Annotated in this window: 27 protein-coding genes; 5 read left to right on the plus strand and 22 right to left on the minus strand. The window is 72.5% G+C overall.

From position 1 onward, the window contains the following. Positions 1 to 12: 12 nt before the first annotated feature. From ACXJKB_RS10090 to ACXJKB_RS10140, 11 genes are all read right to left on the minus strand, one after another. Positions 13 to 786, minus strand: a complete 774-nt coding sequence (locus ACXJKB_RS10090; RefSeq protein ID WP_457187917.1) for an SDR family oxidoreductase — start codon at positions 784 to 786, stop codon at positions 13 to 15. Further along, on the minus strand, positions 771 to 1,706 hold the full coding sequence (locus ACXJKB_RS10095) for a dihydrodipicolinate synthase family protein (protein ID WP_457187919.1): 936 nt from the start codon (positions 1,704 to 1,706) through the stop codon (positions 771 to 773). The genes ACXJKB_RS10090 and ACXJKB_RS10095 overlap by 16 nt, the downstream gene beginning before the upstream one ends. Next, positions 1,703 to 2,929, minus strand: a complete 1,227-nt coding sequence (gene lhgO / locus ACXJKB_RS10100) for an L-2-hydroxyglutarate oxidase (RefSeq protein ID WP_457187921.1) — start codon at positions 2,927 to 2,929, stop codon at positions 1,703 to 1,705. The genes ACXJKB_RS10095 and lhgO overlap by 4 nt, the downstream gene beginning before the upstream one ends. Continuing rightward, positions 2,926 to 4,119 carry a CaiB/BaiF CoA transferase family protein gene (locus tag ACXJKB_RS10105; RefSeq protein WP_457187923.1) on the minus strand — a complete coding sequence of 398 codons (1,194 nt, stop codon included), beginning with the start codon at positions 4,117 to 4,119 and terminating at the stop codon, positions 2,926 to 2,928. The genes lhgO and ACXJKB_RS10105 overlap by 4 nt, the downstream gene beginning before the upstream one ends. Next, on the minus strand, positions 4,116 to 4,613 hold the full coding sequence (locus ACXJKB_RS10110; protein WP_457187925.1) for an AbrB family transcriptional regulator: 498 nt from the start codon (positions 4,611 to 4,613) through the stop codon (positions 4,116 to 4,118). Before ACXJKB_RS10110 ends, ACXJKB_RS10105 begins: the two co-directional genes overlap by 4 nt. After that, positions 4,610 to 6,313, minus strand: a complete 1,704-nt coding sequence (locus tag ACXJKB_RS10115) for a tripartite tricarboxylate transporter permease (RefSeq protein ID WP_457187927.1) — start codon at positions 6,311 to 6,313, stop codon at positions 4,610 to 4,612. Before ACXJKB_RS10115 ends, ACXJKB_RS10110 begins: the two co-directional genes overlap by 4 nt. A 38-nt stretch (positions 6,314 to 6,351) precedes the next feature. Next, a complete protein-coding gene (locus tag ACXJKB_RS10120) occupies positions 6,352 to 6,894 on the minus strand; it encodes a tripartite tricarboxylate transporter TctB family protein (protein ID WP_457187929.1) in 543 nt (180 codons plus the stop codon). After that, positions 6,891 to 7,871 (minus strand): Bug family tripartite tricarboxylate transporter substrate binding protein, encoded by a 981-nt coding sequence (locus tag ACXJKB_RS10125; RefSeq protein WP_457187931.1) that lies wholly within the window; start codon positions 7,869 to 7,871, stop codon positions 6,891 to 6,893. Before ACXJKB_RS10125 ends, ACXJKB_RS10120 begins: the two co-directional genes overlap by 4 nt. Positions 7,872 to 7,946: 75 nt before the next feature. Beyond that, positions 7,947 to 8,432 carry a PaaI family thioesterase gene (locus tag ACXJKB_RS10130; RefSeq protein WP_457187933.1) on the minus strand — a complete coding sequence of 162 codons (486 nt, stop codon included), beginning with the start codon at positions 8,430 to 8,432 and terminating at the stop codon, positions 7,947 to 7,949. Between the two features lies 1 nt (position 8,433). Further along, the gene (locus tag ACXJKB_RS10135; RefSeq protein ID WP_457187935.1) at positions 8,434 to 9,216 is read right to left on the minus strand and encodes an enoyl-CoA hydratase/isomerase family protein; all 783 of its coding nucleotides are present in this window, start codon (positions 9,214 to 9,216) and stop codon (positions 8,434 to 8,436) included. Between the two features lies 1 nt (position 9,217). After that, a complete protein-coding gene (locus ACXJKB_RS10140; RefSeq protein WP_457187937.1) occupies positions 9,218 to 10,498 on the minus strand; it encodes a CaiB/BaiF CoA transferase family protein in 1,281 nt (426 codons plus the stop codon). Between the two features lie 67 nt (positions 10,499 to 10,565). Here ACXJKB_RS10140 and ACXJKB_RS10145 point away from each other — a divergent pair, with 67 nt between their 5' ends. Then, positions 10,566 to 11,414 carry an IclR family transcriptional regulator gene (locus ACXJKB_RS10145; protein WP_457187939.1) on the plus strand — a complete coding sequence of 283 codons (849 nt, stop codon included), beginning with the start codon at positions 10,566 to 10,568 and terminating at the stop codon, positions 11,412 to 11,414. A gap of 21 nt (positions 11,415 to 11,435) precedes the next feature. Here ACXJKB_RS10145 and ACXJKB_RS10150 read toward each other — a convergent pair whose 3' ends face one another. Genes ACXJKB_RS10150 through ACXJKB_RS10160 form a run of 3 tightly spaced genes read right to left on the minus strand, consistent with a single transcriptional unit; the run spans position 11,436 to position 13,599 of the window. Beyond that, on the minus strand, positions 11,436 to 12,365 hold the full coding sequence (locus ACXJKB_RS10150; RefSeq protein WP_457187941.1) for an NADP-dependent oxidoreductase: 930 nt from the start codon (positions 12,363 to 12,365) through the stop codon (positions 11,436 to 11,438). Between the two features lie 54 nt (positions 12,366 to 12,419). Further along, entirely contained in the window at positions 12,420 to 13,433 is a 1,014-nt protein-coding gene (locus ACXJKB_RS10155; protein WP_457187943.1) for a beta-ketoacyl-ACP synthase III, read from the minus strand. A gap of 31 nt (positions 13,434 to 13,464) precedes the next feature. After that, positions 13,465 to 13,599: a hypothetical protein gene (locus ACXJKB_RS10160; RefSeq protein ID WP_457187945.1), complete on the minus strand. Its 135-nt coding sequence runs from the start codon at positions 13,597 to 13,599 to the stop codon at positions 13,465 to 13,467. An 81-nt stretch (positions 13,600 to 13,680) separates the two neighbouring features. Between ACXJKB_RS10160 and ACXJKB_RS10165 the strand changes: the two genes are divergently transcribed. Then, complete coding sequence (locus tag ACXJKB_RS10165) at positions 13,681 to 14,301, plus strand: DUF998 domain-containing protein (RefSeq protein WP_457187947.1); 621 nt, start codon at positions 13,681 to 13,683, stop codon at positions 14,299 to 14,301. Here the strand turns inward: ACXJKB_RS10165 and ACXJKB_RS10170 are convergent. After that, positions 14,295 to 14,432: a hypothetical protein gene (locus tag ACXJKB_RS10170; RefSeq protein ID WP_191193652.1), complete on the minus strand. Its 138-nt coding sequence runs from the start codon at positions 14,430 to 14,432 to the stop codon at positions 14,295 to 14,297. The two genes, ACXJKB_RS10165 and ACXJKB_RS10170, sit on opposite strands and share 7 nt — an antisense overlap. A 117-nt stretch (positions 14,433 to 14,549) precedes the next feature. On the opposite strand from ACXJKB_RS10170, the gene ACXJKB_RS10175 reads away from it, so the two are divergent. Genes ACXJKB_RS10175 through ACXJKB_RS10185 form a run of 3 tightly spaced genes read left to right on the plus strand, consistent with a single transcriptional unit; the run spans position 14,550 to position 17,210 of the window. Continuing rightward, positions 14,550 to 15,284, plus strand: a complete 735-nt coding sequence (locus ACXJKB_RS10175; RefSeq protein WP_457187949.1) for a hypothetical protein — start codon at positions 14,550 to 14,552, stop codon at positions 15,282 to 15,284. A 35-nt stretch (positions 15,285 to 15,319) separates the two neighbouring features. Next, positions 15,320 to 16,033, plus strand: coding sequence for a hypothetical protein (locus ACXJKB_RS10180; protein ID WP_457187951.1), 714 nt, complete (start codon positions 15,320 to 15,322; stop codon positions 16,031 to 16,033). A gap of 46 nt (positions 16,034 to 16,079) precedes the next feature. Then, on the plus strand, positions 16,080 to 17,210 hold the full coding sequence (locus ACXJKB_RS10185; RefSeq protein WP_457188097.1) for a nucleotide sugar dehydrogenase: 1,131 nt from the start codon (positions 16,080 to 16,082) through the stop codon (positions 17,208 to 17,210). A gap of 180 nt (positions 17,211 to 17,390) precedes the next feature. Here ACXJKB_RS10185 and ACXJKB_RS10190 read toward each other — a convergent pair whose 3' ends face one another. The 7 genes from ACXJKB_RS10190 to ACXJKB_RS10220 are packed head-to-tail and all read right to left on the minus strand — an operon-like array spanning position 17,391 to position 24,963. Then, on the minus strand, positions 17,391 to 18,962 hold the full coding sequence (locus ACXJKB_RS10190) for a glycosyltransferase (RefSeq protein WP_457187953.1): 1,572 nt from the start codon (positions 18,960 to 18,962) through the stop codon (positions 17,391 to 17,393). A 3-nt stretch (positions 18,963 to 18,965) separates the two neighbouring features. Next, positions 18,966 to 20,744, minus strand: a complete 1,779-nt coding sequence (locus ACXJKB_RS10195) for a hypothetical protein (RefSeq protein WP_457187955.1) — start codon at positions 20,742 to 20,744, stop codon at positions 18,966 to 18,968. After that, complete coding sequence (locus ACXJKB_RS10200; RefSeq protein WP_457187957.1) at positions 20,741 to 21,706, minus strand: hypothetical protein; 966 nt, start codon at positions 21,704 to 21,706, stop codon at positions 20,741 to 20,743. Before ACXJKB_RS10200 ends, ACXJKB_RS10195 begins: the two co-directional genes overlap by 4 nt. After that, positions 21,706 to 22,791 carry a sulfotransferase family protein gene (locus tag ACXJKB_RS10205; RefSeq protein WP_457187959.1) on the minus strand — a complete coding sequence of 362 codons (1,086 nt, stop codon included), beginning with the start codon at positions 22,789 to 22,791 and terminating at the stop codon, positions 21,706 to 21,708. Before ACXJKB_RS10205 ends, ACXJKB_RS10200 begins: the two co-directional genes overlap by 1 nt. A gap of 32 nt (positions 22,792 to 22,823) precedes the next feature. After that, positions 22,824 to 23,228, minus strand: a complete 405-nt coding sequence (locus tag ACXJKB_RS10210; protein WP_457187961.1) for a hypothetical protein — start codon at positions 23,226 to 23,228, stop codon at positions 22,824 to 22,826. Then, entirely contained in the window at positions 23,228 to 23,974 is a 747-nt protein-coding gene (locus ACXJKB_RS10215) for a hypothetical protein (protein WP_300048155.1), read from the minus strand. The genes ACXJKB_RS10210 and ACXJKB_RS10215 overlap by 1 nt, the downstream gene beginning before the upstream one ends. Then, on the minus strand, positions 23,971 to 24,963 hold the full coding sequence (locus tag ACXJKB_RS10220; RefSeq protein ID WP_457187963.1) for a hypothetical protein: 993 nt from the start codon (positions 24,961 to 24,963) through the stop codon (positions 23,971 to 23,973). The genes ACXJKB_RS10215 and ACXJKB_RS10220 overlap by 4 nt, the downstream gene beginning before the upstream one ends. Between the last annotated feature and the right edge of the window lie 51 nt (positions 24,964 to 25,014).

Raw genomic sequence — 25,014 nt, forward strand, 5'->3', positions numbered from 1 at the left:
AGGGGGTGGGGATCAGTAGGCGCGGACGAGGCCGCCGTCGACGCGGACCTGCTCGCCGGTGACGTATCCGGCCTGCTGGGAGGCGAGGAAGGCGACGACCGAGCCGAACTCGGCGGGCGTGCCGTAACGACCTGCGGGGATCGTGGCCTCCGAGGACGTCCGCGCGGCCTCGGGCGTCGTGCCGCCGCGGTCGGCCGCGGCCCGGTCGAGCTGGGCGACGCGGTCGGTGTCGATGCGGCCGGGCAGCACCATGTTGACCGTCACCCCGTCACCGGCGACGGTGCCGGCGAGCGTCTTGAGGTACGCCGCCAGCGCGGCGCGGCCGACGTTGGACGCGGTCAGCGTGGGGATGGGCTGGCGCACGCCGCTCGAGCCGACGGCCAGGATCCGGCCCCAGCCGCGCTCGCGCATGCCGGGCAGGACCTCGCCGACCAGGCGGACGTGCTGCGTGAGCAGGAGGTCGACGGCGGCCCGGGCGTCGTCGGCGGTGAAGCCGTCGGCCGTGCCGGGCGGCGGACCGCCGCCGTTGAGCACCACGACGTCGACCGGACCGAAGGCCTCCACGGCCCGGGACACGAGGGTGGTCGGCGCGTCGGGGTCGGTGAGGTCGACGACCACCCCGGCCGCCGACGGGAGGGCCCCCGCCAGCTCGTCGACGAGCTCGGCGCGGCGGCCGGCGACGACGACGTGCGCCCCCTCGGCGGCGAGGGCCTCGGCCGACGCGCGGCCGAGGCCTGCGGTCGAGCCGAGGACGAGGGYGACCTTGCCGGTCAGGCCGAGGTCCATGGGGTTCCTCCAGTGGTGTCGGTGTCGGGGAGCAGGGCGAGGTGCTGCTCGAGGAGCGGCACCAGCGCGGGCGGCAGCGTCGCTGCCGGAGGTCGGACGCGTCCGGTGGTGAGCACCCCACGACGGCGCAGGATCTCCTTGCGGATGGCCAGGCCGACCTTGAGCTGCCCCTCGAAGTTGGCCAGGGGCAGCCACGGCGCCCAGGCGGCGTGCACCGCGTCGAAGCCGCCTGCGGCGTACGCGTCGAGCGCGGCGCGGAGTCCCTCGGGGTGGCTCATCCCGGTCATGGCGCCGGCCGCGCCGCAGCCGAGCTCGTCGACCAGGCCGACCCCGCCCAGGCCGCCGAAGACGGGAGCACCGACCGCGGTGGCCAGGGTGGCGATCGCCGGCGGCGTCGGCGCCGACTCGGCCTTCACCGCGGCGACGAAGCCGTCGCACGTCCGGACGACGTCGACCAGGACGTCGGCGGCGACGGTCACGCCCGACACGGCCGGGTAGTCCTGCACCACGACCGGGAGCCCGGTGGCCCCGTGGACGCTGCTGAAGTGCTCCACGAGCACGTCGGCGCGGGGCGAGTTGACCTGCACCATCAGGGCCGCGACTGGTCGCCGGGCCGCCTCGAGGCAGGCCTCGGCCTGGTCGACGGCGGCCGCGGTCGTGCGGGCGGAGAGGCCGAGGACGACCGGCAGGTCCGACGAGCCGGTGACGGTGCGCACCACCTGCTGCTGCTCGGCGCGGCTCAGCGCGTCGGCCTCGCCGAAGACGCCGAGGGCCACCACGCCCTGGGCCGCCACGGCGTCGGCGAGCCGGAGCTGGCGCTCGAGCGAGGCGTCGTCGAGGGCGAGGTCGTCGTCGAAGGGCGACGCCAGGACGACCCAGAGGCCGTGGTCGAGGTGGGGCGCGAGGTCGAGTGTGGTCATCCGGCGGTCTCCGTCCGTCGGCCGAGCACGACGTCGACGACGTGCTCGGCGATGGCCAGGCTGGACGTGGCGGCGGGCGACGGCGCGTTGCGCAGGGCCGTCACCCGGCCACGGGTGGTGATGCGGAAGTCGTCGACCATCTCGCCGCTCGGCTCGAGCGTCTGCGCCCGGATGCCGTTGGGACCGGGCACGACGTCGTCGACCGAGATGTCGGGGACGTACCGGCGGGCCGCGGCGACGAACCGGCGCTTGCTCAGCGACCCGGCCATCTCGCGCACCCCGGTGGCCCAGTGCTTCCGCGCGAACCGACGGAAGCCGGCGTACGCCGCGATCTCGCGCAGGTCGCGCGGCGAGACGGTCCGCCAGTCGTAGCCCTCGCGGGCCAGCGCGAGCACGGCATTGGGGCCGACCATGACCTCGCCGTCGACGCGGGGCGTCATGTGCACGCCCAGGAACGGGTAGCGCGGGTCCGGCACGGGATAGATGAGGCCGTTGACGAGCGAGCGCCGCTCGGGGCGCAGCAGCCAGTACTCCCCGCGGAAGGGCACGACCTTGGGCTCGGGGGTGTCCCCCGCCCACTCGGCGGTGTGGTCGGCCCACAGGCCGGTGCACAGGACCACCCGGTCGAAGCGCTCCTCACGTGCCTCGCCGCCGGCGGTGCGGCCGGTCAGCACGACGCCGTCGCCGTCGGTGCGGATCCCGGTCATCTCGGTGGAGAGCCGGACCGTGCCGCCGTCGCGCTCGACCAGCTCGGCGAGCTTGCGGGTGACGCCGGGGAAGTCGACGATCGCGGTGGTCGGCGAGTGCAGCCCGCCCACGCCGCGCACGTGCGGCTCGATCTCGCGCAGCTCGTCGCCGGAGATCCGGCGGACGCCGGGGACGCCGTTGGCGCGGGCCTTCTCCTCGATGGCGCCCAGGCGGCCCTCCTCGACGTCGTCGAGCGCGACGAGGACCTTGCCGCAGGCGTCGTACGCGATCGCGTGCTCCTCGCAGAACTCGCGCAGCATCCCGACCCCGCGCCGGCACAACGTCGCCTTCAGGGAGCCGGGCTGGTAGTAGAGGCCGGCGTGCACGACGCCGGAGTTGCGGCCGGTCTGGTGGGCGGCGAGCCGGTCCTCCTTCTCCCAGACCGTGACGCTCGCGTCGGGGTCGACGACCTGCAGCTGCCGCGCGACGGCGGCACCGAGGATGCCGCCGCCCACGACGGCGTACGACGCGCTCATCGGGCCCCTCCGTCGAGCCAGGGCGAGTCCCAGTCGAGGTCCTCGTGCTCCCCCAGCAGCGGGGGCGCCGTCACCGACGCCGCCGTGGTGCCGTCGTAGCGGAGGGCGCCGCCGGGCACGGCGACGTCTCCGAGCGTGCTGTGGGTGAGGTGGTGCACCAGTCCGAGGTGGCGCACCTGCTCCCAGTCGTAGACCTCGGGCAGGGTGCGGATCCGGCCGGCGGGCACGCCCGCGGCCACCAGGTCGGCCAGCACGTCCTCGGCCTTGCGGTCGGACAGCAGGCCGTCGATCTCGGCCTGCAGCGCGTCGACGCCGCCGACCCGATCGCGGTTGGTGGCGATGTCGGGCCGGTCGGGGTCGAGCCCGACGACGGCGGCGAAGCGGCGCCACAGCGACTCGGACCCGACCGCGATGACCAGGGCCGAGTCGGCGCACCGGAAGCTGCCGTAGGGGGCGATCGACGGATGGCGGTTGCCCGTGCGACGGGGCTCCACGCCCGCCGTGAGCCACCCGGCGCCGTGGAAGGCGTGGACCGACGTGACCGCGGCCAGCAGGCTCGTCTCAACCGCCCGGCCGCGGCCGGTGGCCGCGCGCTCGCGGAGCGCCGACATCACTCCGAAGGCGCCGAACATGCCCGCGAGCAGGTCCGCGATCGGCAGCCCGACCCGGGTCGGGTCGCCGTCGGCGGAGCCGGTCAGGCCCATCAGCCCGGCCTCGGCCTGGACGATCTGGTCGAAGCCGGGTCGCGCCCCGTCGGGACCGCCGGAGCCGAAGCCGGTGATCGACAGCGTGACCAGGCGCGGGTTGTCCTCGCGCAGGGCGGCGGGGTCCAGGCCGAGCCGGGCGAGCAGGCCGGGCCGGTAGTTCTCGACGAGCACGTCGGCCTCGGCGCACAGCGCGCGCAGCCGGTCGGCACCCGCGGGGTCCTTGAGGTCCAGCCGCACCGACCGCTTGCCGCGGTTGGCGGAGAGGAAGTACGCCGACTCGGTGGCCGCCCCCTCCGGGGCGCCGTCGGGCGTCTCGACGAACGGCAGCCAGCCGCGGCTGTCGTCGCCGGCGGGCGGCTCGACCTTCAGCACGTCGGCGCCGACGTCGGCGAGCATCATCGTGGCGTAGGGCCCGGCGAGCGCTCGGCTCAGGTCGACGACCCGGATGCCTGCGAGGGACCGGTGGTCACCGGCGGGGTTCATGACTTTCCTCCCATGAGCTTGAGCCCGACGCTCATCAGCACGATCACCGACGTGATGCGCAGGACGTGGATGGACAGCACCACCGGGACGTTGGCCTTCACCTCGGCGGAGAAGGCGCCCATCTGGGCGATCCCGCCGGGTGCGGTGGCGAGCAGTGCGGTGTGGGCGTCGAAGTCGGTGAAGCGCCAGAGGCACCAGGCGAGCGCGAGGCCGAAGACGAGGAAGAGCGCGACGGTGACGACGATGGGCACCGCGGAGCTGCGCAGCGCGGCGAGGGACTCACGGGTGACCGTGAGGCCGAGCAGTGCTCCCATGGCGACCAGCACCACCCAGCGGACCCCGCCGGGCGGCTGCCAGCTCACCGACGTCGTGAGCGTCAGGGCCGCCACCCCGATCATCGCGCCGAGCAGCGGGGCCGCCGGCAGGCGCAGGACGGTGGCGACCGCGGCGCCGGCGAAGGCCGCCGCCGCGGTCGCGGCGATGTTGACGATCACGTGGAGTCCACCCGGTCGCGGGAGCGCCCGCGCTCGGAGTCGTCACGGTCGGGGTCGTCACGGTCGGGGTGGCCGCCGTCGCCCGGACCGCCGCTGTCGCCGTCGCTCGGACGACCGGTGCCTCCGTCGCCGCCCTCACCGCGGCGGGCCTCCGCCCGCTCCGACAACCGGCGCGAGGCGCCGTACCGCTGCACGGCCCGGGCCGTCGCGTGCTTGATGCCGCGGGCCGCGAGCGGCAGGAACAGCAGCATCGCGATGAGCACCAGCAGGACCAGCGAGGTGGTGCGGTCCACGAAGATGCCGTAGTCACCGCCCGAGACGATCATCGTCTGCCGCAGGGTCTCCTCGGCCATCGGGCCGAGCACCAGGGCGATCACCATGGCGGCCGGGGAGAGGCCGAAGCGCCGCATGAAGAAGCCCAGGACGCCGCAGACGAGCATCACGCCGACCTCGACGATCGATCCGTTGACGGTGAAGGTGCCGAGCACGCAGACCGCGATGATGATCGGGCCGAGGACCCGGAACGGGACGCGGGCGATGCTGGCGAACGCCGGGATGCAGAAGACGTTGACGACCAGCAGCATCATGTTGCCGAGGAACATGCTGGCGATCAGGCCCCAGGCGAACTCCGGGTTCTGCTCCATCAGGAGCGGCCCGGGCTGGAGACCCCACATCATGAAGCCACCGATGAGCACGGCGGTCGACGCCGATCCCGGGATGCCGAGGGTGAGCAGCGGGACCATCGCCCCGGACGAGGCGGCGTTGTTGGCGGCCTCGGGACCGGCGAGGCCGGCCATCGCGCCCTTGCCGAACTTCTCGGGAGTCCTGGAGACCGACTTCTCCAGGTTGTACGACATCAGCGAGGCGACGGTGGCGCCGGCGCCGGGGGTGGCGCCGACGAAGAAGCCGAGGAACGTGCCGCGGGTGATCGGGCCGGCCGACTCCTTGTAGTCCTGCTTCGTCGGCCAGAAGCCCTTCGAGCGCGCGGAGACGTTGAAGTAGTCGAGCTTCTCGAGGTGGCCACCGCGCCAGAGGGTGTGGAGCACCTCGCCGACGCCGAAGAGGCCGATGGCGACGGGGATGAAGTCGATGCCGTTGATCAGCTCGACCGAGCCGAAGGTGTAGCGCTGCTGGCCGGTACCGATGTCGATGCCGACGGTGGCGATCGCGAAGCCGATCAGCGCGGACAGGGCGCCGAGCATCTTGTTGCCGCCGACGATCACGATGAGCGTCAGGAGACCGAGCACGACGACCAGGAACAGCTCCGGCGGTCCGAAGGTCGCGGCGATGGAGGCGGTGACCGGCGAGGCGATGCTGATCAGGACCGCGCAGATGGTGCCGGCGGCGAACGAGCCGACTGCCGCGATCACGAGCGCCGGTCCGGCCCTGCCCTGCTTGGCGAGCGGATAGCCGTCGAACGTGCTGGCGACGGTCGCCGACTCCCCCGGGGTGTTGATGAGGACCGAGGTGATCGTGCCGCCGTACATCGCGCCGTAGTAGACGGCCGCGAGCATCACGACCGCCCCGGTGGGGTCGAGCGTGAAGGTGATCGGCAGCAGGATCGCGAGCCCGGCCGAGGGGCCGAGGCCCGGCATCACACCGACCACCATGCCCATCAGCACGCCGGCGAACAGCAGCAGCAGGTTCATCGGTGTCGCGACGGCGACGATGCCGTTCGCGAGGTTGTCGAAGATGTCCATGTCAGGTCTCCGTGAGGTCTCCGGTCAGGTCCGGTCGATCAGAAGCGCGGCAGGATGCCCTCGGGCAGCCCGGCGTTCAGCAGCGACTGGAACAGCAGGTACATGCCGAGCGGCAGTGCGACGGCGATGCACACGTTGAGCACGGTGCGGCCTCGGTTGAGCAGCGTGAGCATCAGGATGAGGAAGGCGGCGGTCGAGACGATCGCGCCGAGCGAGACGAGGGTGGCGGTGAACCCCACCATGGCCAGGACCATGATGGTCAGCAGCCTGGGGTGCTTGCCGAAGTCGGCGTCACCGACCTCGTCCTCGAGTGCCACGACCTCGTCCTCGGCATCGGGGTCCCGGATCGCTGCTACCAGCGACCACGCCGTGATCAGCAGGCTGGTGACACCGACGATCCGCGGGAAGAAGCCGGGCCCGATCCGGCCGGCCGTCGTGCGCCAGTCGAGCTCGAAGGCCATCTCCGTGTAGAAGACGAGCACGACCAGCAGGACGGCCAGGAACACCGTCTTGGGTCGCACCCACCCCGGGGCCCGGACCGAGGTCCGGGTCCCGGGGTCGGTGTGGTGCGTGGTGGTCACAGGGCACCGAGCTCCGTGAGCTGGTCCTCGAAGGAGCTCTGCGTCTCGTCGAGGTAGGAGGTGAAGTCCTCACCCCAGCGCTCGTCCTCGAGCAGGAAGTTCTCGTCGAGGTACTCCTGCCACGCGTCGGTCTCCACGACCTCCTGCATGGTCTCGATCCACCACTCCTGCGCCTCTTCCGGGGCGTCGGGCGGGAGGATCAGGCCACGCGGCATCGAGGGCATGTCGGCGATGTCGTTCTCCTCGCCGGTCGGCACGTCGGGGAGCGCCTCGAGGCGCTCGGGCCCGGTGAAGAGGAGCGGGGTCACCTGGCCGGCCTCCACCTGGCCCATGATCGAGCCGGGGTTGGAGATCATCGTGTCGATGGCGCCCGAGAGGAGGGAGGTCTGCATCTGGCCCTCCTCGTTGTAGGGGACGTACTCGATCTCGTAGCCCTCGGCGTCGGCGATCATCTGCTGGAGGATGTAGTCCACGTTGACGGTGCCGATGCCGCCGACGACGACGGAGCCCTTCTCGGTGGCGTAGTCGACCCACTCGTCGTAGGTCTGGAAGTCCGCCTTGCCGGAGCCGATCAGCAGCGCGTTGTCCGCGGCCAGGAGCCCGACGGGCGTGAAGTCGGTGGGCGTCCAGCCGGTGTCGGCCTGGAGCGGGGTGGTGATGAAGGAGCCCGACGTCGTCGAGATGCCGTAGCCCTCGCCGGCCTGGCCGAGCAGGTAGCCCCACCCGGTGGCGCCCGAGCCGCCCTCGCGGTTCTCCACGCGGATGTTCTCCGGGTAGAGCTCGTCGCGCTGCAGGATGTCGACCATCGTCCGCGCCATGATGTCGTTGCCGCCACCCGGACCGAACGCGATCGTCCAGTCCATGTCCTCGGACGGGTAGGCGCCCCCGGACGCACCTCCCGCGTCCCCGCCACACGCGCCCAGCGCGAGCGCCAGGGCTGCTGCCGTCGCGACCGTTGCGATCCTCTTGTGCTTCATGGTTCCTCCTGGTTGTGAGGCACGAGGAGAGTCGTGCCCGGGGGGTGTGCGTGATGGCGGGGTGGTTCCGAGCTGTCAGAGCGCGTCGAGTCGCTGCCACGACCCGGTGCCGAGGGCGGCGAGGCGCCCCTGCTCGTCGGTCAGCCGTGACTCGAGGTGGACGATGCGGCGGCCTGCTCGTACGACGCTGCCCGTGCAGGTGCCGGTGCCGGTGAGCGGGCGGAAGAAGCGCATCTGCATCTCGATGGTCACGGCCGTCGACAGGTATCGCTTGCAGAGGTGGCCCATGGAGATGTCGAGGGCCGTGGTGATCACGCCGCCGTGCACCGATCCCTGCGGGTTGCACAGGTGCGGGCCGTACGGCAGGACGACGGTGCAGGTCTGCTGCGCATCGTCGTAGGAGATGTCGAGCTGGAGGAACCGGCTGAGGAAGAACGAGCCGAACTCCCAGGCCGGGTCCGTCGCGGCCGCCCGGGCCAGCGCCGAGATCTCGTCGGCGTCGACGCGCGGGACCGGGCGACCGGTGGCGGTGGTGTCGGAGGTGGTGCTTGTGGTCGTCATGTCAGGACCAGGTGAAGCTCGGCGAGCGCTTGGCCATGAAGGCGCGGACGCCCTCGGTGAAGTCCTCGGTGTCGAAGGACGAGTTGCGCAGCTCCGTGGTGGCGTCGTCGTCGCGCACCTGGCCGGCCACGACCTTGTCGACCATGACCTTGCCGGCGCGCACGCTGAACTGGGCGCGGCTGCACACGGTCTCGGCGAAGCCGTACGTCAGCTCCTCGAGCTCGTCGGTCGCGACGACCTCATCGAAGAGGCCGAGCTCGTAGGCCCGCGCGGCCGGGATCTGCAGCCCGCTGTAGAGGACCCACTTGGCCCGGGCCGGGCCGACCAGGTCGACCATCCGCTTCGTCGACTCGAGGCTGTAGACCAGGCCGAGCTTGGAGGGCGTGATGGCGAACTTCGCCTTGTCGTCGGCGAACCGGATGTCGCAGGCGAGCGCGAGGCCCGCACCGCCGCCGATGCAGTAGCCGTGGATCATCGCGATCGAGGGCTTGGTGAGCTCCTCGATGGCGTGCTCGGCGGCGGCCACCTTCTCGTTGTAGGCCTTGGCCTTCACCCCGTCGCTGCGCTCGGCCTCGAACTCCTTGATGTCCGCGCCGGAGGCGAACGAGCGCTGGCCGGCGCCACGGATGACCACGACCTTCACCGACGGGTCGGCGTCCAGGTCGCGCACCAGGTCGGGCAGGTCGCCGTACGTCGCCACGTTGAGGGCGTTGTGGACCTCCGGCCGGTTGAGGGTCACGGTGGCGATGGCGTCGCGGCGCTCCACCACGAGGTGGTCGGACATGTCAGGCCTCTTCCTTCTCAGCGGTCTTCGTGGGCTGGTCGTGCAGTTCGGGTCGGGCGTCGAAGACGACCTCGTCGGCGAACAGGGTGGTGATGTCGTCGTCGGACACCCCGATCTCGCGGAGCACCTCCGCGGTGTGCTGGCCGAGCCAGGGGGCCGGGCCGCGCACGGAGTAGTCGAGGGCGGAGAACTTGGTCGGCGGGCCGATCGTCTTCATCTCGCCGATCACGGGGTGCTCGAGCTCGGCGATCATGCCGCGGGCGACGACGTGGGGGTCGTTGAGCGTCTCGTCGAAGGTGAGCACCGGGCCACAGGGCACGCCCACCTGGTCGATGGTCTTGATCCACTCGTCGGTGGTGCGGGTGGTGGTGATCGCCTCGATCTCGGCCTCGAGGGCCTCGATGTTGGCCATCCGGTCGGGCAGGGTCAGGAAGCGGGGGTCCTCGGCCCACTCCGGCCGCTCGAGCGCGACGACCAGCCGCGCCCACAGGCGGTCGTTGGCGGCGCCGATCGTGACGTAGCCGTCGCTGGTCCGGTAGGCCTGGTACGGGGTGGAGCGGCGGTGCCGGGTGCCGGTCGGCTGGGGCACCTCGCCGGCGCCGAAGTACGCGCCCGACTCCCAGACCGCCCACGCCAGGCCGGCGTCGACGAGGGAGATGTCCATGTACTGCCCCTCACCGGTGGCGGTGCGGTGCATCTGCGCGGCCATGATCGAGTAGATGGCCGTGGCGCCGGCTGCGATGTCGTTGACCGCGATGCCGACCTTGGCCGGCCGGCCGCCCGGCTCGCCCGTCATCCGCAGGAAGCCGACCATGCCCTGGGCCATGATGTCGAAGCCCGGACGCTCGCGGTAGGGACCGGTCTGGCCGAAGCCGCTGATCGAGCAGTAGAGGATGTCCTCGCGCACCGCCTTGACGCCCTCGTAGCCGATGCCGAGGCGGTCGGCGACGCCGGGACGGAAGTTCTCGATCACGAGGTCGGCCTCGGCGGCCATCGCGAGGAACAGCTCGCGGCCCTTGTCGGTCTTGAGGTCCAGGGAGACCGAACGCTTGCTCCGGTTGGGCATCGCAAAGGGGTAGCTCTCGCCGTCGATCTTCGGCGCCATCCGTCGGGAGTCGTCGCCCGTGTGTGGCTGCTCGACCTTGATCACGTCGGCGCCGAGCTCTGCCAGGACCATCGTGCAGTAGGGGCCGGACAGGAACCGGGTGAGGTCCAGCACTCGGAAACCGTCGAGTGGACGCCCCCGGCCGGTTTCCCGTATTGTGGGATTGCTTGCCGTCATGCGGGAACTGTGGCACACGCCACATGCACCGTCAAGGGCCGCGAGCGATGTCGGGCACACTGAGCGAGTGGAAGAAGGTCAGGTCATGGAGCAGCCGGTCAACGGGCGCAGCGCAGTGCAGTCGATCGACCGCGCGGTCGCGATCCTGCGCTGCTTCGACGCCCATCACGCGGCCCTCGGGATCAGCGACATCGCCCGTGCGACCGGACTCTCCACCAGCACCGCGCACCGGCTGCTGACGTCGATGACGACCAACCGGCTGCTCGACCAGGGCCCCGACAAGCGCTACCGGCCGGGGCCGCTGCTCGTGCAGCTCGGCCGGTCAGGCGCGGTCCCCTCCAGCCTGCGGGAGGCGGCCCGACCCCACATGGTCGCGCTGCGCGACGAGGTGGACGAGACCGTGGGCCTCCACGAGCTGTTGCCGACCTACGAGCGCGCGGTGGTCGACCAGGTCGAGTCCCGCCAGGAGCTCAGGCGCCACTACACCGACATCGGCGTCCCGATCGCCCTCACCCACGGCGCCCCCGGCAAGGCCATGCTGTCCACGCTCCCGTGGTCGCGGCAGAAGGCCGCCCTGTCCCGCGGGATCGAGGCCGTCACGGACCGGACCGTGACCGATCCGACGGCACTGGCTGCCGAGCTCGCGACCGCCAGGGAGCGCGGCTGGGCGGGGTCCGACGCGGAGCGCACGCCCGGGATCCGGGCGGTGGCCGCCCCCGTGTTCGACCACACCGGCATGGTGGTGGGTGCGCTGGGCCTGTCCGTGCCGACCGTGCGGATGGACGACGCGCGCGCCGACGAGCTCGGACGACGAGCAGCGGCCGTCGCATGGGACGTCTCGGAAGCGCTCGGAGCCACGCGTTCCCTCGTCGACCAGAAGCTGGCGCTCGCCACGGACCCGGACCGACCGACCTGACTCGCGTCAGGGCACGAGCAGTCAGGGCACGAGCACGAGCTTTCCACCGGGGTGCTGGCCCATCAGCAGCTCGGTCGCGGCGAGGGCGTCGGCCAGCGGGAACGAGCGGGCCACGGGCACGACGAGCTCGCCCGCTCCCGCCCGCTGCACCAGCTCGGCCCGTACGGACGCGCGGAACTCGCGGCTGGCGGGACGTGCACCCGCGATGGCCAGGAAGCCCTCGTCCCGCGCCCGGTCCGCGGCCGCGATCGTGACGATGCGACCGCGGTCGGCGACCAGGGACAGCGACACCGCGACTGCCTCCTCGGTGCCTACGCAGTCGAGCGCCGCGGCGATGCCCTCCGGTGCGGCGGCGCGGACGCGCTCCTCGAGTCCGTCCCCGTAGGCGACCGGCTCGCCACCGAAGCGGCGTACGACGTCGTGGTTGGCCGGGCCGGCCGTGCCGATCACCCGTGCGCCGATCCACGCGGCCTGCTGCAGCACGCTGACGCCGACGGCACCGGACGCACCGTGCACCACGATCGTGTCGCCGCGGGCGACGCCGACCACGTGCAGCATCTCGGCGGCGGTCGTGCCGGCGAGCAGCAGGTTGGCGGCCTCGCCGAACGACAGCGACGACGGCTTGGCGAAGACGTCCTGCCCCGGCACGGTCACCTCGGTCGCCCAGCCGCCACTGATGCGGAAGGCGAGGACCTCGTCACCCACCGCCACCAGTCCCGAGCCGATCTCGGCCCCCGGTCCGACCGCGGTGACGACCCCGGCGACCTCGTAGCCGATCGCCCTCGGGAAGTCGCCGGAGCCGGTCGCCACGTGCTTGGCGTCCGCGGGGTTCATCCCGGCGGCGCGGACGGAGATCGTGACCTCGCCCGCCTGTGGGGCGGGGACGTCGTGCTCCTCGAGCACGAAGACGTCGAGGCCGCCAGGACGGGTCGCGATCCACCGGTGTGCCATCGCCCGAACCTAGCCGGGCCCCCGTGACCGCCCGGGGACCGGACCTGCTCGGACCTACTCCTGTGCGAGCGGGGGGACGGTGACGACCTGGCCGGCGTAGCTCAGCCCGGCGCCGAACGCGATCAGGAGCGCGGTGTCGCCGGCCGCCGCCTCGCCCTTGCGCAGCATCGCCTCCATGGCGAGCGGTACCGACGCAGCCGAGGTGTTGCCCGAGTCGACCACGTCGGTGGCGATGGCGACGGAGTCGGGGAGCTGGATGTTCTTGGCGAGGGTCTGGGTGATCCGCAGGTTGGCCTGGTGCGGGATGAAGGCGTCGAGCTCGTCGACGGAGACACCGGCCAGGTCGAGCGCCTCGTGCGCGACCTTCGCCATCGCGAACGGCGCCCAGCGGAACACCGCGGTGCCCTCCATCTGGACCACCGGGTGGTCGGCTCCCTCGCGCCCGGAGTGGCCGCCGATGCAGCTCGGCGTCTGGGTGATCACGTGGGCCTGCGAGCCGTCGGAGCCCCAGGCCGTGGGACCGATCCCGGCGGCCTCGGACGGACCCACCACGACCGCACCCGCGCCGTCGGCGAAGATGAACGCGGTGCCCCGGTCGGTCGGGTCCATGAAGCGGCTCAGCTGCTCGACCCCGATGACCAGCACGTGGCTCTCGGCGCCCGCGCGCACCATCGACGCGGCCAGGTTGAGCGCGTGGCAGAAGCCTGCACACCCGGCGGAGATGTCGAACGCTGCCGCCGTGATGCCGAGCGCGGAGGCGACCTGCGGGGCCGAGGCGGGGGTGTGCTCCGGGTGGGTCGACGTCGCGACGATGACGCAGCCGATCTGCTCGGCACCCACACCGGCGGCCTGCAGCGCCTTGTCGGCCGCCGAGATCGACATGCCGATGAGGGTCTCGTCCTCGGCGGCGAAGCGCCGGGTCTTGATGCCCGACCGGGTCTGGATCCACTCGTCGGAGGAGTCCAGGACCTCGCAGACCTCGTCGTTGGTCACGACCCGCGCGGGACGGTGGACACCGAGCCCCAGCATCGCGGCGTGGGTGAGGTCGGTCGACTGCTGGATGGTCATGGGGCGAGCATAAGCAGGGCTGCGACGAGCGTCACAGGTCGCTGGTGGGCTGGGTCTCCGGGACGGGCGCGTCGGGCACCTCGCCCGGGTCGATCGGGTCGAGGCCCGGGTCGCCGGAGGGCACGATCTCGGGGTCGGAATCGGGTTCGACTGGTGTGGTGGTCATCCTCCAGTCCTACGCCGACCACCCGGACGTGGCAACGCCTTCCCACCCTGAGTGATGGGAGTGCGCCCGTACGTTGGCCGCGTGCCCGCCACCCCGTCGCGCGCCGCCCTGCTCGGCGCGCTGGTCCTCCTGCTGCGGCCCACCTACATCGCTGCCGAGGTCGTCACGGCCGCCGCCACGACGGGCGGCTACAGCTTCGTCGCCGACTCGGTCAGCCGGCTCGGCGAGGTCGGGTGCACGGCGTCGTACTGCTCACCGCGGCACGAGGTGATGAACGGCGCCTTCATGGTCTACGGCGTCGCGCTGGCCGTCGGCGCGCTGCTGCTCGCGAGGCAGCTCGGGCCATGGGTGACCGGGCTGCTCGTGGTGTCGGGACTGAGCTCGTACGCCACGGGGCTGGCGCCACTCGACCAGGACGCCGCGCTGCACGCCCTCGCCGCGACGCCGCTGTTCGTCGCCCAGCCGCTGGCGCTGCTGCTGCTCGGGCGTCAGGTGCGCCGGGAGCGGCCGCGACTGGGCAACGCGCTGCTGGCCACCGGGGTGCTCACGGCTACGGCAGCGGCGGGGTTCGTGGTCTCCGGCGACGGGCGGGCGTCCGGAGCGATCGAGCGGGCCGCGCTGTGGCCGGTGCTCCTCGGCCTGGCGGCGTACGCCTGGGACGCCGGCCTGCGCCGGCGCCCGCGAGGCTCGGCCGCTCAGTAGCGCTTGCCGCCGCGGCGCTCCTGCACCTTCTGCACGGCCTGCTTGATCTTGGCCTGGTTGTGAGGCTTGCGCGCCTCGTCGTAGACCTTCTTGGCGATGCCGAAGGCCGCGATCTTCTTTGCCATACCCATGTCCGGACCGTACCCAGCAGCCGCAAGGTGATCCGTGGCAATCCGTGAGCCGGATCACTCCGAACACAGAGGGAGCCGCCGGTCCCGGCGGACATGTCGACGAAGGGTCCCAGACCGATGCGCTTCCCCTCTCTCCGCCGCCCCTCCCCCTCCATGGCCGTCTCCGTGATGGCGCTCGTCGTGGCGTCCACCGGGACGTCGTACGCGACGGGGCTGATCGGCTCCGACGACATCCGCAACAACTCGATCCAGTCCAAGGACATCAAGAACAAGACGATCCAGGGCAAGGACATCAAGAACGACACGATCGGGGCCCGTCAGGTCAAGGACGGCTCGCTCCGCTCCCGCGACTTCAAGGAGGGCCAGCTGCCCGCCGGCCCGAAGGGCGCCCAGGGCCCCGCCGGGGTCGGTCGTTGGGCGCTCGTCGACGCGACCGGCGCCATCGTCGCGCAGTCCGGCGGCTTCTCCGTGACCGCCGCCTACCCGACGCTCGCGGCGGCAGGCCCCGACACCGCTGGGCTCCGTGCCAACGGCAACGTCTACATCGACGCCGGTGAGAACCTCACCAACAACGGCGTCCTGGCCGTGGTCGCCCTGCAGAACACCGTGGACCAGAACGGCGACGGCGTCACCAACGGCCGCGCGACGGGTGCGGACGCCAACCCGGAGTTCGCCGGCGAGATCTCGGCGGCGATGTGCCAGCCCGGCGTGGTCAACTGCGCGCCCCCCGGCACCGGCAACACGAACCACCTCGTGGTCAGCCCGCGCAACAGCGACGGCACCGTCACCGCCGACGGCACCCGCAAGCGGTTCTACGTCGTCGTGACCGGGGACTCCTCCGAACGCGGCTGACCCGCCCGTCCGGGCCGGCGCGGTAGACATGCCTCATGCGCCTGCTCGAGCACCTTCTGGTCCTCGCAGCCGACCTGGTGCGGGCCGCAGCCTCCCAGCGGCCCCACCAGGTCTTCGTGCCCGCACCGCTCGCCTCCACCCGACGTGACCTCCCCACCGGACTCGTCCAGCCGGACCGCACCACGTGCGGCTCGGCGTGCCTGGTCGTGGCGCGGATGCTGGGCGACCGCGACTACGCCCGGTGGTTGGACACCGGCGAGGCCGCCGGCCGCACGCGTGACCCGCGGCCGCGCCGGCGCCGCTTCGCCGACGAGGTGCTCGCCACGCACGTGCGCACCARCCGCTGGTACGGCGCCTCCGGCGCGCTGCAGGTCGCGTGGCCGCGGTCCCTCGGCACGGCCCCCTGGGCGCTCGCCCACGAGCTCACCGTCACCGGCGGGACGTCCGCCCCGGGCACCCGCCACCGGGTGCTTGCCGTCTCGCCGCGACGCCGCGGTGAGGCGTACGACGACGTGGTGCGCGCCGTCGCGCTGGGCCACGCCGTGCCGCTCTACGTCGGCAACCGGACGCTGCCGCGCCACGTCGTCCTGGTCGTCGGCGGGGACGACGCGACGCTGACGGCGTACGACCCTGCGAGCGGGGGCCCGGTGACGATCACCCGTGCCGCCTTCGACCGCGGTGCGCTGCGCGTCGCGGGCTGGTCGGAGCCGTGGTTCGCGGTCCTGCCGGGCGGACGTACGGCACACTGACCGCGTGACCACGAAGATCTCCGTCGCGGGCCTCGGCTACGTCGGCCTGTCCATGGCCGTGCTGCTCGCCCGGCACAACACCGTCGTCGGCCTCGACCTCGACGCCCCGCGGATCGACAGGCTGCGCCGGGGCGAGAGCCCGATCCACGACGACGACATCTCGCGCTTCCTGGCCGAGGAGGAGCTGGACGTCACGTTCACGACCGATGCGGAGGAGGCCCACACCGGCGCCGACTTCGTGATCATCGCGACGCCGACCAACTATGACCCGGTCACCAACTACTTCGACACCAGCTCGATCGAGGCCGTCATGCGCGACGTCCACCGCATCGAGCCCGGCGCCACCATGGTCGTGAAGTCGACCGTGCCGGTGGGCTACATCGAGGACGTGCGCGAGCGGCTGGGGATCGCAGACGTGATCTTCTCCCCCGAGTTCCTGCGCGAGGGGCGCGCTCTGCACGACAACCTCCACCCGGCGCGGATCGTCGTCGGCGAGGACTCCGAGCGGGCGCGCGCGTTCGCCGAGCTGCTCGTCAAGGGCGCCGACGCCGACGACGTCCCCGTGCTCTTCACCGAGCCCACCGAGGCCGAGGCGATCAAGCTCTTCGCCAACACCTACCTCGCGATGCGGGTCGCCTACTTCAACGAGCTCGACTCCTTCGCCCTCTCCCGTGGCCTCGACAGCAGGCAGATCATCGACGGCGTCGGCCTCGACCCGCGGATCGGCACCCACTACAACAACCCGTCCTTCGGCTACGGCGGCTACTGCCTGCCCAAGGACACCAGGCAGCTGCTGGCCAACTACTCCGACGTCCCGCAGACGCTGATCTCCGCGATCGTCGACGCCAACACGACGCGCAAGGACTTCATCGCCTTCGACATCCTCGACCGCGCCCCGGAGGTCGTGGGCATCCACCGGCTGATCATGAAGGCCGGGTCGGACAACTTCCGCGAGTCGTCGGTGCAGGGGATCATGAAGCGGCTCAAGGGCAAGGGCGTCGAGGTCGTCGTCTACGAGCCCGAGCTCGACGTCGACTCGTGGTTCGGCTCCGAGGTCACCGCCGACCTCGCCGCCTTCAAGGAGCGCGCGGACGTCATCGTCGCCAACCGGATGGTCGACGAGCTCCGCGACGTGGCCGACAAGGTCTACACGCGCGACCTCTTCGGCGCCGACTGACCGGGCACTTCCTCGCGCTCCAGACCACCGACCGGGCACTTCGTCGCGCACCAGACCACCGACCGGGCACTTCCTCGCGGAAGACGGGTGCCGTAGCGCGAGGAAGTGCCCGGTCGGCGCGTCGTAGCGCGAGGAAGTGCCCGGTCGGCGCGGCGTAGCGCGAGGAAGTGCCCGGTCGGATCAGCGGCGGCGGCCGAAGAGCCCGCGCCGGTGCTCCTCCTCGACCGGGGCGGCCGGGGCACCGGGGGCGTCGACCGATCGCTCGGCGGCCTTGTCGAGGGACTTGCGCAGGCGCTTCTCCGACTTGTCGGGGTCCATGGGCGGGCGGGCGCCGAGGACGAAACGCTCGACCACGCGATCGGCGACCGGCACCCAGCCGACCGACGTCGCGGGATAGGTCTTCACGCCGAACGACTCGTCGAGCAGCGCCTCGCGGTCGTCGTCGGGACCGGCGAGGCGGCCGACGCGGGCCAGCGCCGAGGTGCGCTCGAGCCGCGCGGCCGCGCCCGAGTCGTACGACAGCACGCGGGCGCCGTGGTGGGTGCGCTCGAGGTCGTCGAGGAGCGCCGCCACGGCAGCGGGCTGCGGGGCGAGCGAGACGTCGGGGAGCGTCAGCACGAACTCCGCGTCGGAGCGTGACGGCGCCTCCTCGACGAGGCGCACCCGCGGCTCGTGGAGGAAGGACCGGTGCACCAGGCGGGTCTCCAGCACCGGGTCCTCGACCGGCTGGACGCGGTCGTCGTGGACGCTCGACCACGGACCGACGACGCTCACCCGGAGGTCGGGGACGTCGCCGTCGAGCAGCGAGTCGACGAGGTGGATCGTCTCGTCGGCGGGACCGGCCTCGACGACGACCTCGAGGTAGGGCACCTGGTAGGCGCGCCCGTGGCGGTTGCGCTTGGGGCGCATCGTCGGCACGAGGTCGGCGAGGTACGGGTCGTTGAACCGGTTGACCTGCTCGGCGCGGCGCAGCACCTGCGAGCGGCCGAGGTGCCAGCTGCGCGCCTCGCGGTCGACCACGAAGACACCGCCGGCCTGGGCGAGCGAGTGGCCGAGGTGCATGTCCTCGCCGAGGCGCAGGGTGCGGTCGAAGCCGTCGGAGTCGAGGTAGAGCGCCTTGGTGACCGAGCCGGTCATGCCGATGTGGAAGCGCTGGGCGCGTGGGCCGGCCTCGCGGAGGTCGTGGGTCTTGGCCCAGTAGTCCTCGACCCACTGGTGGGGCTCGTGCTCCTGGCCCGGGAAGAGCTCGGCCGCCTCGCCGGCGGCCACCCGGTCGCGCACGACGGCGGGGTCGACCTCCAGCAGGGAGGCCGGGTCGACGAAGAGCTTGTGCCCGCCCGGGACGGCGTAGTCCACGAGGTGGTGCCAGCGCGCGTGGGCCTCGACCTCCTCGCGGTGGGCGAGCATGTCGGCGTCGTACCAGTGCAGGACGTCACCGTCGGCCGCGAGCGCGCCGAGGTGGCACGCGTTGGCTCGTCCCCAGCCCTCCTCGACCCGGATCAGCCGGGTGTTGTCGGGGCGCACCTCGGGCAGCTCCTGCGCCGGCGAGCTCTGGTCGTCGACGACGAGCACCTCGAGCAGGTGCGAGGGGTAGGACTGTCCGGCGAGCGCGGCGAGGACGTAGGGCAGCGTGCGCTGGTAGTTGAACGTCGGCACGACGACCGTCACCGACAGCGTCGGCTCCCACCCACCGAGGGTCGGCGGGGTGAGCGACCCCCAGTCGTTGTGGCGCACCACCGGCTGCCGTGCCATGTCCTACCTCCCCCCGTCAGGCCGGTCGAGCGGGTCGACCTCGAGCGCCAGGCTCGGCTGGAAGCCCTCCCACTCGGAGGCCACGATGTCAGGTCGGCGGAACTCCTCGTCGTCACGCTGCCAGGTGTGTCCCGCTCCGGTGCGCCGCAGGACGTAGCCGAGGCCGTGGGTGCGGTAGATCCGGCCGCCGGACGCCTCGACCCCGGCGAGCAGCTGGGCGTCGACGAACTTCCGCACGCGGCGGAAGTCTCCGAGCGAGCGGAGCAGCCCGCGGTCGAGCAGGAGCGTGCCACCGGCGACGAAGCGGGCGAAGAGCTCCGAGGGGTGGTTGCGTCGGACGGTGAGGTCGTCGCGGTCGTCGTTGGCGTGGAGGTAGACGAACTCCGACGGCATCCCGACCACGTCGGCGCCGGAGAACCGGCGGGCCATCAGCAGGTCGTGCACGGCGTCGGGTGAGTACCAGTCGTCGTCGTCGACCTTGAGCAGCACCTCGCTCGACGCGGCCCGCGCCGCGGAGGTGAGGACGTCGCCGAAGAACGTCGACTCGTCGAAGCTCAGCACCTGGTGCGGGCGGTCGCCGAGCGCGCGGCGTACGGCGTCGCGGTCGGGCTCGAAGCCGTGCGCGGCCAGGACGAGCTCGACCTCCGCGCCCCGCTGCCGCGCGACCTGCCGCAGCGCGAAGTCGAGCATCTCGGGCCGCTTGGTCGACAGCAGGGCGCTGACCGCCGGTAGCCCGACGTGGCGCACGCCGGCGCGCGAGGCGAGCGCCGAGCGCCAGGCCAGGGTGGAGTGGTGGTCGAAGGCGGCCCTACGCACGGCGAGGCTGTGCTCCTCGCGGCGGAGCGGATCGTCGAGGTCGACCGTCGCGTCGAGCGCGGCGGCGAGCGGCGGCGCCACGTCGAGCACGCCCTCCGTGACCACCGGCACCCCGGAGATCGCCAGCGCGAGCAGGTCGGCGGTGCTCGTGTCGGCCGGCAGGCGCACGGCCTGGAAGGCGCGGGCCGCCGCAACGACGTCCTCGGTGACCGGGCCGCGGCCCGAACCGGCGACCAGCCGGGCGAGGTCGACGACGGGGTGGTCCCAGTCCTTGCGGAAGCCGATCGGGTTGAAGACCAGCTCGTCGACGGGCTCGGGACCGGGGTCGGTGACGACGGTCGGCGCGCGGTCGATGACGTGGTGCTCCGCGACGTCCCCTCCGCGACGGGCGACGACCACGTCGGGCGGCACGTCGCGCTCGGCGTCGCCGGCACCCGAGACGTCGGGCAGCAGCACGGCCCGGGCGTCGAGACCCGGGGCGGCGGGACGACCGGCGTACGACACGACGAGGCCGCCGTGGGTGGTGTCGCCGGGGCCGGCGGCCTGGCGGGCCATCTCCATCACGACGAGCTGCGCGCGGGCGCCGGAGGCGAAGCGGGCGACGGTGAGCACCCCGCGGTCGTCGGCCTCACGGGCGGCGAGGTGGACGAGGCGCGGCCACTCCGGGCGCGGCACGAGCACCCACGGGGTGGGCGCGTCGGTGAGCCAGCAGGCGACGGCCTTGCACTGGCCGAGGAGGGGTACGGCGCTGGCCATCCGCCGCAGGCGGGCGCGGTCGGCGGCGACGACGAGCACCGAGCCCCAGCCCTTGCGGGGACCGTCGAGCGTGGACAGCGGCACGACGGTCGGCTCGATGCCGGGCAGGTCCTCGATGCCCTGCAGCGCGCCGAGCGCGAGGCTGTCGGAGTCGTCGACCAGGACCAGCGTGGGGCCGGGCAGCCGGAGGTCGTGGAGGGGATGCGTCACGGTCGTGCGCGCTCCTTGAGGTCTGGGCTGGGGTCTCGGTGCTTGAGAGAGGCAGGCAGCGAGTGCTTCACGAGCGGGCGGGGCTGGCGCCAGAGCCAGTCGCGGCTGACGTGGTCGATGATGTGGACGCCCTCGGGAGCGGTGACCCTGACCAGCCCGCCGAGCGCCTCGGGGTCGCCGTTGCGGATGGCCTCGTCGACCTCGAACTCCCGGAGCTTGCGGTAGAGCCGGGTGTTGGTGAAGTCGACGCCGTGGCGCCGCCAGTGGGCGTACTCGTCGGCGTCGAGCCACTTCACCTCGAGCACCAGGCCCTGCTGGAGCACGATGCGCTCGACACCCGGCGGGAACTCGCGGATCTCCCAGTCGAAGGCCTTCACGAAGGTGAACTCCGGCCCCATGGGGTAGATCCACGGCTCGAGGAACCGCAGCGACAGGTCGAGCCAGCCGGTCGACTCGTCGACGACGGTCAGCGGGTGTCGCGGCATCGCGACGATCGCGCGGGTGGACTGGAGCTGCCACGACAGGTCGCGCAGGATGCCCGTGCCCTCCGGGGTCAGCACCATGTCGCCGTCCCACTTCATCGAGTACGTCGTGCGGACGTGGGAGAAGCACCAGTTGTAGAAGTGGGTCAGCGAGTGGACGCTCGTCGCGGGGGTCGCGAGGTGCTCGCCGCCGGCGCGCGAGACGCGGTGGGGGTAGTCGAGGACGGTCAGCCGGTCGGCGGCGCCGCACTCCTCGGCCACCGCGCGCGCGACGTCGGCGGTGCCGTCGTCCGAGCCGTTGTCGACGACCAGCACGTGCTGGACGGCCGCGAAGATCGGCGGCAGCACCCACGGCAGGTTGCGCGCCTCGTTGCGGACCCGGAAGACGCACGTCAGCCCGGGGACCAGCGGCTCGCCGGACGTCCAGGGCCACGTGACGTCGTACGCCGGGTCCCCCTCGAGGGAGGCGATGTCGGGCATCAGGCCCGATCCTGCTGGGACGAGCGCTCCCGGCCGATCGCCTTGCGGAGCTTCTGCCGGGCCGCGGGCGGCACCATCGCGCGGACGGCGTGGGGCACGCGGTCGGCGCCGCTGCGGGTCTCGCCCGTCGCGCCGGCCTCGCGGCGGGCCTCCGCGGCGGCCGCGCGCCGCTGGGCGACGACCGTCGAGTGTGCGAACGCCTCGGCCTCGGCGTACTGCTCCGAGTAGGCGGCCCGCAGCTGGTCGCACCGCTCCTGGGAGGCGGTCGAGTCGTCCCGGGCGATCGCGTCGAGCGCCTCCCAGGTCTCGTCGGCCAGCTCCCGGAGCCGCGTGGGGACGCCGATGTCGTCCCACGTCATCGTCACCCGCCGCAGCGACGGGTCGATGAAGCGGTGCACCTCGGCGATGTCGACGGCCATCGCGGTCTTCACCGCGGCGAGGTCGAAGGCCTCCCCGAGCGCGAACACCGGCTGCGTCCAGTCCTCGAGCAGGTCGCCGTAGTGGACGAACGCCCGCTGCTGGCCGCGGGTGGCCCGCTCGGTGTGGAGCATCATGTTGACCCACGCGGCGGTGCGGGTGACGGCGCCCTGGTCGGAGCCGGCGCCACTCCGCCCTCCAGTGGGCCCGTAGTAGGTCTGCTTGGAGCCGACGACCTCGGTGACCGGTCGCAGCATCGTGACGTACGACGACGTGGCACCGCAGCGGTCGGCGGCCGCGCGCCACAGGCCGAGGAACCAGGCGGCGCGGGGGTCCTTGATGACGAGCTCGTCGCCGAGGTCGAACTGCTTCTCCAGCCACGCGGTGACGCGCTCCCGGGTGGCGTGGTCGCCGCTGGTCGTGCCGGTGTCGAGCCACGCCCGCGGCCGGGCGTCGGAGACCTGGACGTTGCTGCGCGCGAGGAGCTCGGCATGCAGGTCGACGACCCAGCGCGGCTCGCCGAACCCCTTGGGGTTGGTCGCGTCGGCGACCACCTCCGGCTGGGGCACGTGCAGGCCGAGCGTGCGCAGGGTGCCGGCCATCGTGCTCGTGCCGCTGCGGCCCGAGCCGACGACGAACACGACGCGGCGGCTGGTGGGCTCGGTCATGATCGGAGCCTATCGGGGGCGCCGGGCACCGATCAGTGCTCGGGGGTGGCCCGCTCCTGCTGGGCCCGCGCGGCGGCGTCGGCCTCCTGGAACGCGTCGTCGTGCTCGAGCTCCTCGCGCAGTGCGGTCAGGCTGGTGCCGAGGTGGGTGCGGGCGGCCTCCGCCGTCGGGTCGTCGTCGGCGCCGGAGGCGATGTCGCGCCACGAGGTCTCGCCGGCGTCGACCCGGCGCTGGAGGCGCTCCTGGTCGGGGCCGAGCTCGCCGCGGCGGGCCTGCGCCTGCAGGTCCTGGATGCGGCGGGCCGACTCGGCGCGGAACTTGTCGCGCTCGGCTCCGAGGTGGGCGGCGAGCTGGCGCAGCGACGCGGTGGCCTCGTTGGCCTGGCGGCGCGAGTCCTGGAGGGCGGCCTGGAGGCCGGGGTCGTCGGAGAGGGCCATCAGAATCCTTGCTGGGCGGAGTCGTCGGTGCGGTTGCCCGCGCTGGCGTGCTGGGCGGTGCTGATCGAGGTCAGGACCGCGTTGGCGCCGCCGAGCCCGGCGTTGACGTAGCGCAGCACCTTGAGCAGGGCCTGCGCGGCCTGGGTGAGCTTCTCGATCGCGCGCAGGCCGTCGTGGATCAGCTCGATGATGCGCCGGGCCTTGCCGGGCGCGCTGACGCCCGCCTTCAGCCAGCCGATGGGACCGGCGAGCCCCGAGATGATGAGCTCCTGGATCACGCCGTCGATGAAGTCGATGGCGATGACCAGCACGTCGAGGGTGGCCTTGCCGACCTCGATGACGTGCCCGAGCTGCTCGGCGATGTAGCCCGAGGCCTCCTGCTGGTCGGCGTGCATCTGGCCGACGTCGGCCATCCGCGAGGCCGCGGCGCTGCCGGCCGGGCCCTGCCAGACGGCGGGCAGCTGCTGGCCGAGCGAGGTGTAGTTCTGGCCCACGCCGGCGCAGGCATTGCCGACATTGCCCCACGCGAGCTGCATGGACGACACCGCGTTGAAGTCGCCGGCCACCGGCTTGAAGAGCGCCTCCAGGAGGCTCCAGCCGGTGATCTTGTCGACGATGCCGTCGATCGCCGGGATGATCAGCCCGCACTCGCCCTTCTTGTCCTCGATGTACTGGCCCTGGGTGCCCGGGGGCGTGCCGCCGGCCACCGCCGACACCGGGTTGACGTGCTCGGTGATGGTCGTCATCGTCCGGCCCACTCCTGTGCGCTCGTGTCCTCGTCCTGGGACTGGTAGTCGTCGTACTCGCCGAGGTCGTCGGCGTTGTCGCCGATCTCGTCGACGTTGTCGACCAGGTCGTTGACGTTGTCGACGACCTGCTTCCCCTCGTCGTAGAGGTCGGTGTAGGTCGACGCCGTCTCGCCGATGTCACGACGCCGGTCGTGGTCGGCGGAGTCGCGCGAGCGCGAGTCGGCGTAGCCGTCGTTGGCCCGCTCGCGGGCGTCCTCCGGGCTGGCCCCGTCGGCGATCGCCCGGTCATACTCGGTGTTGTAGGCACCTTCGGCGGTGCGGTTGATCCGGTCGTGGTTGATCGTGTCGGCGTGCGCGTCGATCCCGTCGGTCTTGGCGTACTGCAACGCCTCCTCGTCGGAGTAGCCCAGCGAGCGGTAGTACTGGTACTCGTCGGTGCGGCGCTCGAACGCGTCGGTCACGGCGTCGGAGGCGGCCTTCTTCGGGTCCATCCACGGCGGCGGCTTGTCGACGTCGTTGCCGGGCTTGACCTTGTCGCCGACCGCGGAGGCGCCGTCGGAGATGCCGGGGTGCTTGCCCTCGAGGTCGGGGATCTTCGTGCCGTCCTGCGGCGCGTCGGACAGCGGGGCGCCCGGGGTGTCGTTGCCGCTGCCGGCCGGGGCGTAGGGCGGGAAGCCGGACGGGTCCGGCGCGAGGGCGCGGAAGCGGTCGTAGGTCGCCTCGTCGGTGTCGAGGTAGTCGTCACGCGAGTCGATGAACGCGTCGCGCACCTTGTCGGCCACGGACCGCGAGTCGCGCAGCCCGTCGTGGGCCGTCGAGACCGCCGACTCGTAGCTGCCCTGGAACAGGTTGAGCACCCCGGAGAAGGCGCCGAAGTTGCTGCAGGACGAGCTGATGTAGTCGTCGATCGTGCCGATGTGGTCGTGCTGCCTGGTCGCGAGTCGCGACGCCGCGGTCAGCGCATCGGGGTCAACCTGGAAGCTCACGGGCGGGTCCTTCGTCGATCTCGTCTGGGGCGGTCGGGTCGACCCAGTTCT

The organism is Nocardioides sp. P5_E3, assembly GCF_054049275.1.